The organism is Deltaproteobacteria bacterium (assembly GCA_019912665.1).
Taxonomy (GTDB): Bacteria; Desulfobacterota; GWC2-55-46; order GWC2-55-46; family GWC2-55-46; genus UBA5799.
Window position 1 is genome coordinate 213,830 of the sequence record JAIOIE010000018.1, and the last position, 14,961, is coordinate 228,790.

At 60.0% G+C, this 14,961-nt stretch carries 12 protein-coding genes; 2 read left to right on the plus strand and 10 right to left on the minus strand.

The annotated features are described in order from the left end of the window. Positions 1-37: 37 nt before the first annotated feature. The 8 genes from K8I01_05425 to K8I01_05460 all read right to left on the minus strand — a co-directional run bounded on the left by K8I01_05425 (position 38) and on the right by K8I01_05460 (position 8,972). On the minus strand, positions 38-1,207 hold the full coding sequence (locus tag K8I01_05425; GenBank protein ID MBZ0219852.1) for a glutathione-dependent formaldehyde dehydrogenase: 1,170 nt from the start codon (positions 1,205-1,207) through the stop codon (positions 38-40). Between the two features lie 8 nt (positions 1,208-1,215). Then, a complete protein-coding gene (locus K8I01_05430) occupies positions 1,216-1,926 on the minus strand; it encodes a DUF2892 domain-containing protein (protein MBZ0219853.1) in 711 nt (236 codons plus the stop codon). After that, complete coding sequence (locus K8I01_05435; protein MBZ0219854.1) at positions 1,923-3,014, minus strand: glycosyltransferase; 1,092 nt, start codon at positions 3,012-3,014, stop codon at positions 1,923-1,925. Before K8I01_05435 ends, K8I01_05430 begins: the two co-directional genes overlap by 4 nt. A 25-nt stretch (positions 3,015-3,039) precedes the next feature. Further along, a complete protein-coding gene (locus K8I01_05440) occupies positions 3,040-4,122 on the minus strand; it encodes a glycosyltransferase (GenBank protein ID MBZ0219855.1) in 1,083 nt (360 codons plus the stop codon). A 72-nt stretch (positions 4,123-4,194) separates the two neighbouring features. Further along, positions 4,195-5,295 carry a glycosyltransferase gene (locus K8I01_05445; GenBank protein MBZ0219856.1) on the minus strand — a complete coding sequence of 367 codons (1,101 nt, stop codon included), beginning with the start codon at positions 5,293-5,295 and terminating at the stop codon, positions 4,195-4,197. Next, complete coding sequence (locus K8I01_05450) at positions 5,283-6,368, minus strand: glycosyltransferase family 4 protein (protein ID MBZ0219857.1); 1,086 nt, start codon at positions 6,366-6,368, stop codon at positions 5,283-5,285. Before K8I01_05450 ends, K8I01_05445 begins: the two co-directional genes overlap by 13 nt. Positions 6,369-6,400: 32 nt before the next feature. Continuing rightward, complete coding sequence (locus K8I01_05455) at positions 6,401-7,678, minus strand: TIGR04295 family B12-binding domain-containing radical SAM protein (GenBank protein ID MBZ0219858.1); 1,278 nt, start codon at positions 7,676-7,678, stop codon at positions 6,401-6,403. A gap of 181 nt (positions 7,679-7,859) precedes the next feature. Then, positions 7,860-8,972, minus strand: coding sequence for an SDR family NAD(P)-dependent oxidoreductase (locus tag K8I01_05460; GenBank protein MBZ0219859.1), 1,113 nt, complete (start codon positions 8,970-8,972; stop codon positions 7,860-7,862). A 456-nt stretch (positions 8,973-9,428) separates the two neighbouring features. Between K8I01_05460 and K8I01_05465 the strand changes: the two genes are divergently transcribed. Both K8I01_05465 and K8I01_05470 read left to right on the plus strand, forming a co-directional pair. Further along, complete coding sequence (locus K8I01_05465) at positions 9,429-10,178, plus strand: endonuclease/exonuclease/phosphatase family protein (protein ID MBZ0219860.1); 750 nt, start codon at positions 9,429-9,431, stop codon at positions 10,176-10,178. Between the two features lie 27 nt (positions 10,179-10,205). After that, positions 10,206-11,750: a phospholipase gene (locus K8I01_05470; protein MBZ0219861.1), complete on the plus strand. Its 1,545-nt coding sequence runs from the start codon at positions 10,206-10,208 to the stop codon at positions 11,748-11,750. 61 nt (positions 11,751-11,811) lie between these two features. Here the strand turns inward: K8I01_05470 and K8I01_05475 are convergent, their stop codons facing one another. Next, the gene (locus K8I01_05475) at positions 11,812-13,362 is read right to left on the minus strand and encodes a DEAD/DEAH box helicase (protein ID MBZ0219862.1); all 1,551 of its coding nucleotides are present in this window, start codon (positions 13,360-13,362) and stop codon (positions 11,812-11,814) included. A gap of 372 nt (positions 13,363-13,734) precedes the next feature. Then, positions 13,735-14,958, minus strand: a complete 1,224-nt coding sequence (gene dinB / locus K8I01_05480) for a DNA polymerase IV (GenBank protein MBZ0219863.1) — start codon at positions 14,956-14,958, stop codon at positions 13,735-13,737. Positions 14,959-14,961 lie beyond the last annotated feature (3 nt).

Genomic DNA, 14,961 nt, shown 5'->3' on the forward strand with positions numbered 1-14,961 from the left:
CCTTAAAGGGTTCTTCAGAAGCTACGTCCACCGCGGCTCAGGGCCTCAGGACCACCTTTACGCAGCCGTCCTCCTTGTGCTTGAACACCTCGTAGGCAATGGGGCCTTCCTCAAGGCCGAAGCTATGGGTTATGACATCCGAAGGGTCGGACTTGCCGTCCTCGATAAGGCCGAGGAGGCGGGGCATGTATTTCTGCACATGGGTCTGCCCGCCTTTAATTGTAATGCCCTTATTGAAAGCCGCTCCGACCGGGACCTTGTCGATATAACCGGCGTAGGCCCCCGCAATCGAGACCGTCCCGCCCTTCCGGCAGGCAAGGATGGCCTGCCGGAGCGCGGTCGGCCTGTCGGTCTCGGCCCGGAGCTTTTGCTTGACCGCGTCATAGACCCGGCCGTGCCCCTTGCCGTGCGCTTCCATGCCCACTGCGTCTATGCAGGCGTCGGGCCCCATTCCGCCGGTTATGTCCCGAAGCGCCTCGTCTACGTCCACATCCTCGTAATTGAGGGTCATTGCGTCAGCGAACCTGGAGGCGAGGCTGAGCCTTTCAGGGAACCTGTCTATCGCGATAACCCTTTCCGCCCCCAAAAGGGACGCGCTTTTCATGGCGAGGAGCCCCACCGGGCCCGCCCCCCATACCGCGACCGTGTCCCCCTCCTGTATGGAGCAGTTCTCCGCGGCCATGTAGCCGGTCGGGAAGACGTCGCAAAGGAGGACCGCCTTCTCGTCGGATACGCTCTCCGGGAGCTTAATGAGACCCGAGTCCGCGAAAGGGACCCTTACGTACTCGGCCTGTCCCCCGGCGTAGCCGCCGAAAAGATGCGAGTAGCCGTAGATGCCCGCGGGCGAGTAGCCGTAGAGGGCCTCGGCCGCGTAAGCGTTCGGGTTCGAGTTGTCGCAGAGCGACCATAGCTCCCTTTCGCAGAAGAAGCACCTGCCGCACGAGATAGTGAACGGGACGGCGACCCTGTCTCCGGGACGGAAGCCTTCGACCCTGGCGCCCACGTCCACGACCGTGCCCACGAACTCGTGCCCGAGAATGTCGCCCCTTTCCATTGCGGGAACATGGCCGTTATAGAGATGTAGGTCCGAGCCGCAGACGGCGGAAAGCGACACTTGCACTATCGCGTCCCTCGGCCCGAGTATTTCCGGCTCCGGCACATCCATGACCCTCAAGTCCCGCTTCCCGTACCAGCATAGTGCTTTCATCGGTTCTCCTATTCCCCGATCGCGCGGCCCCGGACCTGGCCTTCGGTCGTGGGGACTTCTCCGGTCTCCATGATCTGCTTGAATCTCCGGAGCTCTTCGCGTATCTGCCTGAAGGATATGGCGGCGAGAAGGCGCTGGACCGGAGCCGCTGCGCCGTCGCCGGGAAGGTTGTATATCATGTGCACCCGGAGTTCCGTGCCCCTGTGGCCTGGTGCGGTCCTGAACTCTACCATGCCCTCGCTCTCGACATCCGAGAAGGGGAGCGACTTCCAGGCTATGTACTCGTTCTCCCTTTCTCCCGTTATCTCCGCGTCCCACTCTACCTTTATGCCTCCGGGCGTGCTCGCTACCCAATGGGAGCGCTTGTCGTCTATGACCTTTACCTCCTCGATGTGCCTCATGAACTCGGGCAGGTTCTCAAGGTTCCTCCAATAGGAATAGAGCTCGTGGACCGGCCTGTTTATGATAACGCTCTCGTCTATCTCTATGGCGCGCCTGGCCGTGCTTACGCCGATTCTCTCGTAAAGGTTGCAGTGGCCCGTCGAGCCCCTGTACATGAGATATCCCCCGGTGAGCGCGGTCGCGAGGCCGCCGAGCCTGCCTTTCCTGACGCCTTTAGCCGCCATATAGCCTCCGAGGAGGACTGAGAGAAGCCGCTCTGTCGGGCCCACGTTGACGTCTTTCCCTGTCTTCGGGTATCTGGGTTCGTAGCGTGTCATTTCACTACCTCCTGTTTTTTTAAGACGCGGGCCATGCAGCCCTCGAGCTCGTCCACTCTGTGGACGGCCGTGTGGCCCTCGAGCACCCTCTTCCTGCCCCTTTGGCCTATCTTCCATATCTCCTCCTCCGGGGTCTCTCTCAAGTGCCTTATGGTGTCTTCCGGAGACCTGGAGATGAGTATCTCGGTCCCGGGGCTGAAAAACCTGTCGAGCCCGACCCACCAATCGGATATGACAGCTGTACCGCAGGCTGCGGCCTCGAAGAGCCTTACGCTCGGCGAATAGCCGGCCCGCACCATATCCGCCCGCGTTATGTTCATCGTGAACTTCATCGAGTTGTAGAATGAGCGGTGTCTGCTAGGCGGCAGGTGCTCTATCCTCTCGACGTTCGCGGGCCAGTCGATGCAGTCCGGGTAAAGCGGCCCGGCTACGATGAAGCTCCCGTCGAGCCTCCTTGCCGGTTCGAGGAGAAGCGAGTCGAGCGCTTCCTGCCTGTCCGCGCTGTATGTGCCTATGTAGCCGATGTCCCAGACGCTGGGGGCCCTCGACGGCTTGTAAAACTCGGTATCTACCGAACAGTAGAGGGGCCTCGCCATCGGAGAGCCGTATTCGCTCTCTATCCTTTCGAGTATCGGCCCGCCCGTGAACGAGAGGTAAAGGTCGAACCTCGATATGAGCTCCGGCGTAAGGTATTCGCAGTCCCCTTTCTTGAGCCTCGAAAGCGTCACGGGAGTATCTATGTCATAGAATGCCGCCGCCCCCCGGACGGTGCCGAGCACCCAGTCCGCTACGCGGGCGCCCTCCGGCACATACGAGCCCACCATCACGAAATCAGCTTCCCTTATCACCCGGCTGAAGCGGTCCTTAAGCTCCTCCATCGACGAGTAGAGCTCGGTCCTTCCCCACGGCGGCTTTTCGAGGTCCCGGTTATCGCGGTACCATGGCACGTCCCGCTCAAGGAAGAGCACATCATGGCCCCTGGCGGAAAGCTCCCTTACGAGGCTCCTGTAAGTGGTTGCGTGCCCGTTCCCCCAGGACGAGGTGATCGAGAGCCCGAGTATTACAATCCTGATCGGCTGAAGCGCCATTATTCGCTCCTGAAAGGGACTGTATTCAGTTCCCGACAAGTCCGCAGAGTATGGAATCCACTTCCCGCGCCCTCGCCTCGTAGGTATGCTCGGAGGTCACGCGCCTGAAGGCGTTCCTCCCTATGCGGGCGGCCCTTTCGGGCGTAAGTCCCTTTAATATCTCCGCCACCTCGCTCCCGTCCGACGCGACCAGCACCTCGCTTCCGGGCTCGAGGAAGCGCTCTATGCCCTCCCACCTGTCCGTTATTATGCACGCGCCGGCGCCAGCGGCCTCGAAGACGCGCGTGGGGGGAGAATACCCGTACCTGGCCATCGATTCCCTGTTTATATTGAGTACCGCGAGACAAGTGGAGTTGAAGGCGTTGTGCTCGGAGGTGTAGACGTGCCCCAGCCGCCTTACGTTCCGCACCGCGACGTCGTCCCAGCCGCTTCCGCCGAGAATGAACCGTTTCTCAGGAAGCTCGGAGGCCGCCCTGAAGAAGAACTCCCAGACCCTGGACTCGCGGTCTGGCATGCGGTTCCCGAGGAACCCGAGGTCTGCGGTGAACTTCTCGATCGGCTGGACCGGGTAGTGCGTCTCCGGGTCGAGCGCGTTATAGACCGGCCTGCATTCCCTTGCGCCGAGCGCAAGGTAGTCCTCCACCACCCTGGGCCCGCCGCCGTATGTGAAGACAAGGTCGTACTCTCCTACAAGGGGCCTGAAGTAGTCGGCCTTCCTTTTTTTCATCCTCTCCAGCGTCGCCGGGGCGTCCACGTCCCAGAAGGCCGCGAGCGCACCGGGCCTCCTGGCCGCGGGCACCGCCTTTTCGAGGTACTCGTCGAAGACGCCTACGCCGCTCGCCTTTATGAGGAGGTCGGCGTTCCTTCCCTCTTCGAGCGCCGCATCCACACCCTCCACGGTCGGCTTGTATACTACGACCCTCGCCCATTCAGGATCGGGAATGTCCCTGTGCGACTGCCTGTTATACGCGTCCGGCTCGTAGAAGGTCACATCGTACCCGAGCTCGTCAAGACCCTTTATTATCCCCCTGTAGTACGTCGCGGCCCCGTTCCAGTATGCCGAGACGAGGCTCGACCCGAAAAACGAAATACTTATGCCCTTTCTCATTCTGAACGCCCCCTCTTTCTATCCGCGCTAAACGCGAAGCTTCTTTCGTTATGGAATAAAGAATTGTGCGCTTTACGCGCCGGCAGTCATATTGATCTCCGAGCAAATAGCCAAGAGCTCATCTACCCGGTTTCCGCACGTGTGGCGGCCAAGGACCGTTTCCATTCCGTTCCTTGAAAGCTCTTCCCTCATTCCAGCGTCGTTTAGAAGCTCCCTAAGGAGCCTTGCCATTTCCATACCGTTCCTCGCGACGAGAAAGTCTTTTCCGGGCCTGAAGAGCCCCTCGGAATCTTCCCACGGGGCGGAAACGAGGGGGATGCCGCACGACAAGGCCTCAAAGACCCTTATAGTCGGTATGCCGGGTAGCATTTCGGCATACGGCCTCCTCGGCACGTGCACCGTACAATTGAAAGACGCGAAGACTGCCGGCGCCTCAAAATTCGGGAGCCAGCCCCCGTACTCGATTCCGGCCTCTCCGAGGAGCTGTAACGCGCTCTCCGGGTATCTGACGCCGTGCGCCCTGGCCTTGAGCCCCAGAGTTTTCACCGGGCCTAAAAGGAATTCCCCGAGCTCGGCCGTCCTCTCGTCGTCCCCCCAGTTTCCTATCCAGACGAGGTCCCCTTTTTTTTCTCGAAGGGGCCTGGGGCGGAATACCCGGACATCGGCAGCCTCGTGCCAGGTCCATACCCGCCTGGCCCAGCCGCGCCCCAGGTAGACCTCTTTTACCGCATTGCCGAAGGCGAGCACCCCGTCATAGCCGGAAAGGTCGTATGAGGCCATGTTCCAGGGCTCGGTCACCGAGCGGTGGTGCGTGTCGTGGAAAAAGAGCATGTACGGGGCGCGGCCGGCCCTGTGCCGCCCTATTCTCTTTACGAGCTCATGGTCGTTCCACTCGTGGACTATCACTATATCCGCGCCTTCGAGCGCCTCGTCGAGGTCTAAAGCGCCGAGGTCATAGCGCGTGCTCCCCAGGTGAGGATATGCGGAATGGAAGAGCCCTGAAGCCTCTCCGCACGCCTCAAAGAGGTTCCTTACGCACCATGAATCCCTCGGCTCGTATACCGAGACCTCGTGCCCCCTTGAAAGGAGCTCTGTTGCAACGCCCCGAAGGAAATGCGCGTTCCCGTGGTTCCAGTCGGAGACGAGGGATTGATAGAACATCACGAAACGCACGCATTACCCTCCCTTTCCGCGGCGCCCGAAAGGCGGCTGTAGAGCGCATGATACGCCCCGGCCATCCTTTCCGGCGTGTACTCCATCGCCCTCTCCCTTGCCAGAATGCCAAGCCTTGCCCGGAGCACCCTGTCGGAAGCGAGCATCTCTAGCGCGAGCGCAAGCCGCCCTGCGTCTCCGGGCTCGACGAAAACAGCCGCCCCGTCCCAGAGCTCCCTCAAGCTCGGTATATCGCCGAGGACGAGCGCGCACTCCGAAAGGGCCGCTTCCAGGACGGTAAGGCCGAATGGCTCGTATCTCGCCGGGAGAGCGAATATGGACGCCCTGGACATCCACTCCGCGATTTCCGGCTTCGAAAGCCGCCCTAGCATCTTGATAGTGCCGTCAGAGGAAAAATTCCCTGAATCGTGCTCATACGCGCCTGCCGCGTACACGGGCCAGCTAATCGAGCGCGACGCGGCCTGCAGGGCCTCGATGTTCTTGGCTTCATCCCAGAGCCTGCCCGCCGTAAATATGAGTTCCTCCTTTACGCCGGGCCTGAAGCTCTCCTTGCTTCTGCCGTTATGTATGATAAATGCCGGGGCGCTGAACTCGTAAATCCTTTTAAGGCACTCCATCATCGCGCCGGTCGGCGCGATGACGGCTTCCGCGCACCCTAGCCCCTTTTCCACTTCCATCCCGTATCTCATCCACTCGGGCCCGACCGGGCCCTCCCTCACCGCCTCCCACCAGGAGATGACGCACGAGTGGGCGACGATTATCCTCGGCGACCTCCAATGAAGCGCGCCGTGGCAGTAGCCGTTAAGATGCACGATGTCCGGCCCTATCGTTTCTTCAAGACCAAGGAGCCATTCCCCCGCAGCCGAAGTGCTTTCCCAGGGGTCTTCCATCCACTCCAGCTTGAAGCAGCCCTCGAAGAGATCGAGCCCCTTTACCTCGCGAGCCTCCTCCGCCTGCTCCTTAGTGGCCGCCGGGCCCATAGTCGCGAGGAACACCTTTACGCCCCGTGCCGAGAGGGCCGAGGCAAGCTCCAGTGAATATGCCCAGACCCCGCCGACCGTGTCGGCGGTCATAAGGACCTTGAGGGGTTTCCCTCCGTCATTCTTCATACGGCCTCGAGCTCGGCCAGAGGGAGGGGGTCGCTCTCCTGGATATCGCTGAAAGACCCGTTCTCCGCGAGGTAATGCTCGTGCGCGCGCTCCCATGCCCTGGAATCAGGCTCGCCCCACCTCCTCGAATATTCCTCCGAGCCGGGATATGGGAAGAGCGGCACCGGACTGTTCACCCATATGCCGGCGTTTATGAGAAGCGACCTCCACGCCTCCACGACCTCGGGGTCGTCCATGCTCGACTCGAGCAGGGTCGCCTGCACGAAATTCACTCCCCTTTTCGCGGTCATGAGGAGGAAGGCCAGCTCGTCGGTCGTTATCGCGCACCTTTTCCCGAGGTGCGCCCTTCCGGCCTCCGATACGCTCTCGACGCCTGCCTCGATCGATACGCACCCCGCCTCCCCCAGGAGCTCGAGCATTGCCGGCTTCCAGAGATCTATCCTCGTCTGTATCCCGAATTTGACCTTCCGGGCTGAAAGCGACTCCAGGAGCTTCCTGTCGGGCATGAATATCTCGTCGATGAAGTATATGTATTCAACGCCCCCGGCAATGAGACAGTCGATCTCGTCCAGCACGGCCGGGAGCGGCCTTTTCCGGTAATTGTTACGGAACTCCCTCTTGGCGCAGAAGGTGCACGAATACGGGCACCCCCTCGAGGCCTCCACCTCGGCCCCAAGGCCGGACATATCCGAGCAGAACCTGTGGTGGTGGTGGGCTCGCCTTGAGACGTACTCAGAAGGCCACCTTAGCGCCGGTAGGACGGTTACGTCGGAGGCGCGCGGCCCGCCCTGCGTCCTTATGTCCGGCCCCGACCGGTAGCATATCGACTTGACCTTATCGAGGTTCCCGCCCGCAAGCTCGGGCAATACCATCTCCGGCTCGCCCATTACCACGACGTCGGCCCCGAGCTTCATAAGCGCCGCGGAAGGGGTTACTGATGCGTGCGGGCCTATTGCCACCTTGACGGCAGGATAATCGGCAAGCTCCGCGAGGAGCCGCTTCGGCACCCTGAGCTCCGGCTGAGGGCATCTCCAGAAGAGGTATCCGGGAGCGGTCGTTACTACGATGAAGTCGGGCTTAAGTTCCCCGACCCTCTTTTTCGTCTCTTCCAGGGAGAGGCCTTCGAGGTGCGCGTCGACTATCCGGGCGCTGTGCCCGGACCTTTCGATGAGCGCCTTCGAATAACCGAGCTCGAGCGGGAAATGGGGTTCCCTGCATCCAAAGTATATGCTTCCGGAGAAGTCCCAGTTAGGGTTGACCAGCGCGAATATCATCGGTCCGATCCTGTTGTTTTTAGGCCTGTTGTTTAAGGCAGCCTCTAAAAATTTGGGATCTTCCACGCAATCAAGGAAAGCCGGGAATGAAAAGCGAGCATATATGCCGATATGTGAGCATTTTTATTCCCGTAACCAACCAGAGTCCGGGGAAAAGACAATTTTCAGAGCTGCCTTTTATTTATATCGTGAGTCCGCGCCCCGCCAGTTCCTCGCTCGCCTCTGCCACCCGGTCCGGGGCGTTCTTCCCTTCGAGCCAGGCCGCAAGCTCGACCAGGCCGTCCTCGAGGCTCACCCTCGGCTCATAGCCCAGCACGGCCTTCGCGAGGCCTATGTCCGCGAAGCAATGTCTTATGTCGCCCATCCTGTATTTGCCCGTTATCTCCGGGCTTATTTCCTTGCCGAACATGCGCGACATCCTCTCGGCTATTTCCACGACAGCATGGCTCCTGCCGCTTCCGACATTAAAGGACTTATAAGCCGCCCCCTCCGATTCCAGGGCGAGCCTGCAGGCATAGGCCACGTCCCGCACGTTCACGAAGTCCCTTTGCTGGAGCCCGTCCTCGTATATGAGCGGCGGCTTTCCGTTGAGGAGCCTTGCAGAAAATATAGCGAGGACCCCGGTATAGGGGTTTGAGAACGCCTGCCTCGGCCCGAATGCGTTGAAGAACCTGAGCGCCACAGTCGGTATGCCGTATGCGCTCCCGGTGACCAGGCACATCTTCTCCTGGTCGAACTTGGTGAGCGCGTATATGGAGGCTATCGAGGGGGGCTTCGTCTCGGACGTCGGCACCGGCACGAGCTTCCGCCCGGCCTGGTCGACCAGCTCCCATTCCCCGTTCCTCAGCCGCTCGATCGTCCTTTGCGCGGTCTCGGCAGCGGCCCCGTCGACCGTACGGTAAAGTCCCTCGCCGTATATGCTCATGCTGGAGGCGACCACCAGTTTTTGGACCGGCCTTTTGACGAGCGACTCAAGGAGGACCGCCGTGCCCCTGCAATTGACGTCCACATAGTCTTCTATCCGGTACATCGACTGCCCGACGCCCACGGCCGCGGCGAAGTGAAAGACCGCGTCGACCCCCTTGAGCGCCTTCTCGACCGCCTCCGGGTCCCTTATGTCGCCGCGGACGAGATCCACGTCCCTCGCAAGGTACTCCGGCCTCTTTCCGTCCGGCCCGTGCACCTGCTCCACTAGCGAATCAAGGGCCCTTACCTTGTAGCCGCCGTTAAGCAGCTCATCCGCGAGGTGCGAGCCTATGAACCCGGCCCCTCCGGTAACCAGTATCTTCTCCATTCTTGACCTCCCTGCTCTCCCTGCGGGCGTTATCGAGCGGCACGTCCGGGCAATAGTCGGCTGATGCCAAATTTCAGAGAAACCAGCACGGTGCAGGGCGTTCGATTTTCGGCTAATCACTTTCAGACGGACCGCTGGAAAGGTGAAAGATGCAACCGGCTATGGGCTCGCGGGCAGAGGCATAAGCGCTCCTTTAGTATGATGAAGCTTTCTTTCTAAACTTATATCAGGAATCGGCTTTGTCAAGGGAGGAGCGGCTCACGGCGCAGGCGCTTCAGGTTGAAAATCGTCTCCGGGCACAAATCCTTTCCAATCGCGGGCATGGCGTGTTATAATCCTGCCACAAATTCCGCAAGGGCAGGATCAGCGCTCCGGCCTTTCCCCTCTCGCAACCCCGTTCCAGTCGCCTCCGGTTGAGATTCTGCCGCCATCACCTATAATAGAAATAGGCAGCAGATGCCGTATCCGCAAAAGCCGCTCCGGGTAATGACATACAACGTCCACAGCTGCGTTGGCTCGGACGGGAAGATATCGACGTACAGGATAGCCGACGTCATCGCCCGCTACGAGCCCGACATCGTGGCCCTGCAGGAGCTCGACTCGGGACTTGCCAGGACGAACCACGCGCACCAGGCCGAGGAGATCGCCGGGCACCTTGACATGGATTTCCATTTCCATCCGTCGCTGGAGATCCGGAACGGCAAGTACGGCAACGCGGTCTTGAGCAGGTATCCGCTCCGCCTCGTACAGGCCGGCGCCCTGCCGTCGCCCTGGTGGTTCCGGCCCTTCGAGAGGAGAGGGGCTCTCTGGACGGCCGTGAGTTTCAGGGGGAGGGAGGTTCAGATTATAAACACGCACTTCGGGCACAACTGGAGGGAACGGGTGCTCCAGGCCGAGGCGCTCCTGGGCGCCCAGTGGGCCGCGCACTCTTCCTGCGCGCCGCCTCTCCTTCTATGCGGCGACTTCAACACCCTTCCGGTCTCGTCCGTTTACAAGAGGTTCAGGAAATTCCTCTCGGACGCGCAGCTCTCGATTTCGGGCAAGAAGCCCAGGAGGACATATCCGAGCCGCTATCCGATAGCCCGTATCGACCATATCTTCTCGAGCCGCGAGGTCATGGTCCTTAATACCGACGTCCCGAGGACCATTCTCACCCAGGCCGCCTCGGACCACCTCCCCCTGATAGCCGACATGGATATACGCTGACCCGGAAAGCACACCCGGAGGTACAAAATGTGGAGCCGGATAATCGAGCCGGGCCGCAACTGCTTCGAGAATATCGCAATCGAGGAATCGGGGGTCTACGTCGACGGCGCGGAATACTATGGCGCCTTCTACCGCGCGGCCCTCAAGGCGCGGAGATACATAATAATCTCCGGCTGGCAGTTCGACAGCGAAGTATCCCTCATACGCGGCCCCGACGCCTTGAGGGCAAGGCGGGATGTGACGCTCCTTAAGTTCCTCGACTCGCTCTGCAGGAGAAACCCGGAACTCCGCGTCTACATACTCGCCTGGGACTTCAGCCTCATATTCCTGCACGAGCGCGAGTGGATGCAGGAGATCGTCTTCAACTGGTCCACGAGCGAGCGCCTCCTCTTCCGCTTCGATAACAAGCACGCCATTGGCGCGAGCCAGCACCAGAAATACACTGTTATTGACGGCTCCATAGCCTTCCTCGGCGGCATGGATTTCGCGGCAGGCAGGTGGGACGACAGGCGCCACCTGGCCCGCAACCCCGAGAGGACCAACCCGGACGGAAAGCCTTACGCCCCATACCATGACATGCAGGCCTACTTCACAGGCCCGCTCGTTTCCACCCTCTCCAGGATGTTCGAGGAGCGCTGGAGGCTGTCAGTAGGTACTGATATCCGTCTTCCCGCCCCTCTCGAAGGCGACTACCTGCCGCCCGGCATAGGGACTCCCATACAGGCCAGGAGCGCTTCACTCAGCAGGACGCAGGGCAAGACCTTTTTCAGGCCCGACGGACCGGTGAAGGAGATTCGGGCCCTCTTCATCGACGCCATAAGGGCCGCCCGGAAGCTCGTCTATATCGAAAGCCAGTACTTCAGCTCGCATGCCATATACAGGGCGCTCACGGAAAGGATGGAGGACGGGTCGGCCCCCAGGCTCGATATAGTCATCGTGCTTCCGAAAAAGCCGAACGCGTTCGTAGAGGAGCTCTCTGTGGGCCTCCTGCAGACGCGGATACTGAGCCTCTTGAGGCAGACGGCCAAACGCCATGGCCATTCGCTCGGCATTTATTATACAACTGCACCCGGAGAGGGCGTGGACGAGGTCCCGGTGTACATACACTCCAAGCTCCTGATAGTCGATGACAGGTTCCTTACCGTGGGCTCGGCGAACGCCACGAACAGGAGCATGGGCCTGGATTCAGAGCTAAACATCTCCTGGGAGGCCTGTTCACTAAGGGACTTAAGCCTCATCCGTTCGATAAGGGAGTTCAGGGCCGGCCTGCTGATCGAATACATCGGGACCGATTCCGGGATAGACTTAAGGAGGCTTAAAAGGCCGAGGGGGCTTGTCGAGTACCTCGACTACCTGGCCGAGACCAGGCTCTACCGGCTCCAGAGGCACAGTGTAAGCAGCTATCTCGCAGGGAACGAGATACTTAAGGCGCTCGATGAGCTCCTCATGGACCCCGAGAAGGCTTTCATAGAAGAGAACGTCTTCGAGATATTTTCTCCCGACGTGGCGTCGGTCTTTTCCGAAGGGATAACCTTATTCAAGAAATATCTCTTCAGGAAACGGGCGGGCTGAAATGCAAAAGCCCGGCAGAGCCGGGCTTTATTTCGGTGGTTTCCGGAGGGGGCGTATCCGATTATTTCCTGCTGAGCGCCCTGGGCTTTGCCGGGGCCACCGCCACCTTTCTCCCCGAGATTATCGAGCGGTGCATGAACTCGATGATCTTTTCGGCGGAGTCCCTCGGTACCTCGACGAAGGTGAACGACTCGAATATGCTGACCTTCTTTATCTGCTGCCTGGGGAGGTCGGCCTTCTTCGATATCGCGTCCACTATGTCCATGGCGCTTACGCCCTGCTCCCTGCCGATGGTCATGAAGAGCCTCGCCATGCCGGGGGCCGCCCCGGTGTCGTCGAGCGAGCCTCTCTCTTCCTCTTCGGGGGCCCTGTCAAAGCCTTCGAGCTGAAACTTAAGTAGCGCCGCAAGCGCATCGACCGGCTTCAACCTCTCCGAGAGCTTCTCGGCCATACCGAGGAACCTGTCGAACCTCTTGTCGTCGATGAACTCGTTCATCTTCTCCTCCAAAGAGGCGAGACGCACACCGAGCACCTCTTCCCTGCTGGGGAGCTTGCCTTTCTTTATCTCCGCCTTGGACACGGCCTTTATGAGCCGGAACTGCCTGTCCTCCCTCGGGGTGACGAAGGTTATGGCCACCCCTTCCCTTCCGGCCCTGCCGGTCCTCCCGATCCTGTGCACGTAGGACTCGGGGTTCTGCGGTATCGAATAGTTCACGACGTGGGAGATGCTGCTTATGTCGAGGCCGCGCGCGGCCACGTCGGTTGCGACCAGCACGTCCACCTTGCCGCCCTTGAATTTCTTGAGGACGGCCTCCCTCTGCGCCTGCGTGTAGTCGCCGTGCATGGCGTCCGCATCGTAGCCGCGGAGCTTAAGATTCGAGGTGACCTCGTCCACTTCCTTCTTGGTATGGCAGAAGACGAGAAACGTGCCCTCGGCGTCGAAGTCTATAAGCCTTGAGAGCGCGTCCATCTTGTCCGAGTTCCTGAGCTCATAGACTATCTGCCGTATCTTCGCCGCCGTGAGCGTGTCCGCGGCTATACGGACCCTCTCCGGGGCCTTCATGTACCGCTTGGAAATCCTCAAGACCTCTTCGGGCATGGTCGCGGAGAAAAGGAGCGTCTGCCTGGCCTCCGGCGTGTCCTTGAGTATCTTCGTGATGTCGTCGATGAAGCCCATGTCGAGCATCTCGTCGGCCTCGTCGAGGACCACGATCCTTACGTCCTTCAGAGAAAGCGTCCGTCTCTCTATGTGGTCCAATACCCTGCCGGGCGTGCCTACGACGATCTGGACACCCTTGGCTATGGCCTTTATCTGACGGTCTATGGAGGTCCCGCCGTAGACCGGAAGGGCGTGCACCTTCTTGTAGGCCCCGAGCTTGTTTATCTCCTCGGCCGCCTGGATCGCGAGCTCCCTCGTCGGCGCGAGGATTACGGCCTGGACCGGGCCCCTGCCCTTGTCGACCTTCTCTATCACGGGTATGCCGAATGCGGCGGTCTTCCCGGTGCCTGTCTGCGCCTGGCCTATCACGTCCTTTCCGGACAAAAGAAGCGGTATCGTCTTCTCCTGTATGGGGGTCGGCTCCTCGAACCCCATTGCCGCCACTGCCTTCATGACCTCGGGCGAGAGTCCGAAGTCATTGAAACTCTTCTTTTCCCTGCTTTCCAATTGCGTTCCGTCTCCTTTTTACAATCTGTGGTGATTTAATCTCCAAATATATCATGGAAGCGGTTATTTTGGTAACGAAATCGGCCACTGCCCGCCGATTCCAACAGGGCTGGGGAATTGGTTCCTCAGGTGGCCAGGGCGCAAAAAAAAGCCGGGAGTGGGCGCTCCCGGCAAGAGGGGGGGTAAACAGGGCTCCCACGGAAACAGGAACCTTGCTGGAAAAAACTTTAGCAGGGTTTCACGGATTGTCAATGCGGTTTACAAAATTTTTTCCTGCAGAAATATTTTTTTACAGCTGCCCCGGAGCTTGCATTTTTATCACCTTACATCGACCCTCTTCACCCCCTCGGGCCTCCACGCCGGGGATATTACGCCCGTTGGGTCCTCCCAGGGGTCCTTCTCAAAGAGCGCGGCCCATGTAACGGTCGACGAGCCGAAGGCCCTGTTAAGGCCGTCCATTGCCCCGAGGAGCCTCTCACGCCTCCTGTCATCCTCGAAAAGGGGCATCTGTTGCGCGCCCTTGGCAAGGTCCGAGAGCGTAACCCCAAGGAGCCGCACCGCGGTCTTAAGGCGCAACCCCTCAAGTATCCCCACTGCCGCCGAGTATATGGCGCGGGTGTCGTTCGTGGGGGCCGGAAGGGTTTTCTGTTTCGAGAAGGTAAAAAAATCAGGATACCTTATGGTAAGGGCCACTTTGCGCCCATAGAGGCCGTGTTCCCTTGCCCTTGCGCCGACCTTCTCCGAGAGCTTGAGTATATGTCTTTTTATTACCGGCTTATCCGAGGCGTCTACCTGAAGGGTCATGGAGTGCCCGACGCTTTTTGCCTCTTCCTCCTGTCCTATGGGCACGACCCCGCTCTCGTATATGCCCTGCCCCATAAGTTTAAGCCTCTCGCCTATTATGCCGAAGCGCTCCCTCAGGATGCTCGCCGGGAACCTTCCGAGTTCGCCGCATGTAACGACCCCCAGTGCGCCGAGGTGGGCCGTGAGCCTCGGGCCTATGCCCCAGAGCTCATTAACCGGCAGGTCCTCAAGGAGGGCCGGGACCTCTTCCGGCGCCAGGACGACCAGGCCGTCAGGCTTTTTCATGTCGGATGCGAGCTTTGCGATCAGCTTATTCGGGGCTATGCCTATGGAGCATGTAAGACGGCTCCCGATCTCGTCCCGTATCCTCTTCTTTACTGCCGTTGCAAGGGCCGAGGGAGAGCCGAAACCCGAGATGCAGCCCGTTATGTCCACGAACGCCTCGTCAATGGAGTACGCCTCGACCATCGGCGAGAAGTCCTTAAGTATCCCCATTATCCGGACCGAGGCGTCCGTGTATTTGCGGTTGTTCCCCGTGACGAATATGAGGCCGGGGCAGGCCCTTCTGGCCTCGACCTTGTTCATGCCGGTCTTTACGCCGAACGCCCTTGCCTCGTAGGAGGCGGTCGTCACTACAGTCCTCTGGGCCGAGCCCACGACCGCTATGGGTTTTCCCCTCAGGGAAGGGTTCGACTGCTGCTCGACCGAGGCGAAAAAGGCGTTCATGTCGATATGCATGAT